This window comes from Flavonifractor sp., assembly GCF_019422385.1.
Lineage (GTDB): Bacteria > Bacillota > Clostridia > Oscillospirales > Oscillospiraceae > Flavonifractor > Flavonifractor avistercoris.
On the sequence record NZ_JAHZDL010000145.1, the window covers coordinates 1 to 3,019 of the forward strand.

Here is a 3,019-nt window from a genome sequence, read left to right on the forward strand (position 1 = left end):
TTCTGTCTCATATAGGTTCTCCTTTCCGAGGGGACGGCGTTCAGCGCGGCGTTGACCCGCCGTTTGACTGCCGCCGGGTCGGCCTGGGGGCAGGCCCCGCCCAGGGGAACCACGTCGTCCCACAGCGCCTGCATCCGGTCTCTCACGCCTCCACCCCTCCTTTCGTCAGGATATCCCGCAGCACCTTCCGCCCCCGGAACAGCCGCTGCTTGGCGGCGGCCTGGGTCAGGCCCAAGGCCCGGGCGATGTCCTTGAGTTTGTCTCCGTAGTGGTAATAGCGCAGGAACAGGGTGCGGTCGGGCTCGTCCAGCCCCTCCACCGCGTCCCACAGCCGGGCGGCCCACTCCCGCCGCTCTGCCTCGTCCTGGGGGTCCACGACGCCGCCGGGGGCGGCGGCGTTCTCCGGCAGGGGGACGGCCTCCCTGTGGGTGCGCAGCCAGTCCGTGGATTTGTTCCGTGCCACCGCCCCCAGCCAGGGCCGCAGGCCCTGCTCCGGGTCGAGCTCCCCGGCGTGGGCCCACAGGGCCAGAAACACGTCGGCGGTCAGCTCCTCCACGTCCTCCCGGGTGCCCCGCCCGGCGATCACCCGCACCACCACGGCGCTCCCATAGGGGGTGAAGCGGTCGATGGCCCGCTCCAGCGCCAGGCGGCTGCCCTGCCGGAGCTTTTTCGCCAGTGTAACCTCGTCCAGCTTGTCCCCCTCCTCTCCAAGAACCGGTTCTATCAGTATATACGAAGCGGAGACGGTTTGGTTACGAAATCGGGCAAAAAAATTCCCCGAGGCGGATGCCTCGGGGAATCGAAGAAGCTCAGTGCAGGTCGGGCAGGGCGGCCAGCAGGCCGTCCACGTCCTCCTGGGAGGTCTGGAAGCAGGTGACGAAGCGGATGACCGTGTGGCTCTCGTCGTAGGGGCACCAGTCCTCGTAGTCACACACCGCGTCGATCTGGGGCTTGACGGCGTTGGGGACGGTGGCAAAGACCTGATTGGTGGGGGACTCCACCCACAGCGTCCAGCCCTTGGCCTTCAGGCCGTCCTGGAGGCGGGCGGCCATCTCGTTGGCGTGGCGGGCCATCTGGAAGTAGAGATCGTCGGTGAACAGGGCCTGGAACATGACGCCCTGGATCCAGCCCTTCTCCATCACCGCACCCATGCGCTTCTTCATGCGGAAGAAGCCGTCGGTGAGCTCCGGCCGGTTGATCACCAGGGCCTCGCCGAACATGGTGCCGTTCTTGGTACCGCCGATGTAGAAGGCATCGCACAGGTGGGCGAACTCCGGCAGGGTCAGGTCGTTTGCGTCGGAGGTGAGGGCGGCCCCCAGCCGGGCGCCGTCCACGAAGAGGAGCAGGCCCAGCTCCTGGCAGCGCTGGTACAGGGCGGTGAGCTCCGCCTTGGTGTACACCGTGCCGTTCTCGGTGGCATTTGAGATATACACCAGGCCGGGCTTGGTCAGGTGGGGATCCCGGTGCTGCTCCACCACGGGGTTCAGCATGTCCGGGGTGATCTTGCCGTCGCCCCCCACGGCCACGGGGAGGATCTTGTGGCCGGTGGCCTCAAATGCGCCCACCTCGTGGCCGTTCAGGTGGCCGGAGTCGGCGCAGATGGCGGCCTCCCATGGCTTGAGCAGAAAGGAGCAGGCCACCACGTTGGTCTGGGTGCCGCCCGTCAGGAATTCCACCATGGCATCGGGGCAGCCGCACACCTCCCGGATCCTGTCTTTGGCCCGGGCGGTATGACCGTCGTCGCCATAGCCCCGGTTGCCCTCCAGGTTCACCGCGCACACGGCCTCCAGGACCTTGGGGTGGGCGCCGAAGGAATAGTCGTTGCGAAACAGATACTTTTTCATTGCTGCATGCCTCCGTGTTGATGATAGTGAAAAAAGACGGACGTCCGCGGGCGCCCCATGCCGCAGGGAGTGGGGGCGACCTGCGGTCGCCCGCCGTCTGAACGAGATTAGAATTTAAAGGAGTCCTTCAGGCTCACCGAACGGTTGAACACCAAATGCTCCGGGGAGGAGTCCCTGTTGTCCACGCAGAAGTAGCCCTGGCGGAGGAACTGGAAGGAGGCGGGGGCCTGTGCCCCGGCCAGACCGGCCTCCACCTTGGCGTGGAGGAGCACCTCAAGGGAGTTGGGGTTGAGGCAGTCCAGGAAGCTCTTGTCCCCGCCGTCGGGGTCGGGATCGGTGAACAGGTTGTCGTACAGCCGCACCTCGGCGTCCACGGCGGTGGCGGCGTCCACCCAGTGGATGGTGGCGCCCTTCACCTTGCGGCCGTCGGCGGGGTCGCCGCCCCGGCTGTCCGGGTCGTAGGTGGCCAGGATCTCCACCACATTGCCGTCGGCGTCTTTGACGCAGCCGGTGCACTGGATCACATAGGCGCCCTTCAGGCGGCACTCGGGGCCGTCGGGGTAGAGGCGCTTATACTTGGGCACCGGGGTCTCCAGGAAATCCTCCGCCTCCACGTACAGGGTGCGGGAGAAGGACACCTCCCGGCTGCCGTCCTGGGGCCGGTTGGGGTTGTTCTCCACGGTAAAGGTCTCGCTCTGTCCCTCGGGGTAGTTGGTGAGGGTCAGCTTGACCGGGCGGAGCACCGCCATGCGACGCTGGGCGGTCTCGTTCAGATCCTCCCGCAGGCAGTGCTCCAGGAAGGCGTACTCCACGGTGGAGGCGGCCTTGCTCACGCCGTTGCGCTCGGAGAAATTGCGGATGGAGCGGGGGGTGTAGCCCCGGCGGCGCAGGCCGCACAGGGTGGGCATGCGGGGATCGTCCCAGCCGGACACCCGGTTCTCCTCCACCAGCTGGCGCAGCTTGCGCTTGCTCATGACGGTGTAGTTGATGCCCAGACGGGCAAACTCGATCTGCCGGGGCTTGGCGGGGACGGAGCAGTTGGCGATCACCCAGTCGTACAGGGGCCGGTGATCCTCAAACTCCAGGGAGCACAGAGAGTGAGTGATGCCCTCGATGGCATCCTCCAGGGGGTGGGCGAAGTCGTACATGGGGTAGATGCACCACTTGTCCCCCTG

At 66.6% G+C, this 3,019-nt stretch carries 3 protein-coding genes; all 3 read right to left on the reverse strand.

What is annotated here, in order from left to right; all coding sequences use genetic code 11:
- Positions 1-142 precede the first annotated feature (142 nt).
- On the reverse strand, positions 143-595 hold the full coding sequence (locus QZ378_RS12515; protein WP_291258504.1) for a sigma-70 family RNA polymerase sigma factor: 453 nt from the start codon (positions 593-595) through the stop codon (positions 143-145).
- A gap of 214 nt (positions 596-809) precedes the next feature.
- A complete protein-coding gene (locus QZ378_RS12520) occupies positions 810-1,844 on the reverse strand; it encodes an aminotransferase class I/II-fold pyridoxal phosphate-dependent enzyme (protein ID WP_291258505.1) in 1,035 nt (344 codons plus the stop codon).
- Positions 1,845-1,951: 107 nt separating this feature from the next.
- The coding region (locus QZ378_RS12525) for a glutamate--tRNA ligase family protein (protein ID WP_291258506.1) at positions 1,952-3,019 on the reverse strand (1,068 nt) is incomplete at its 5' end.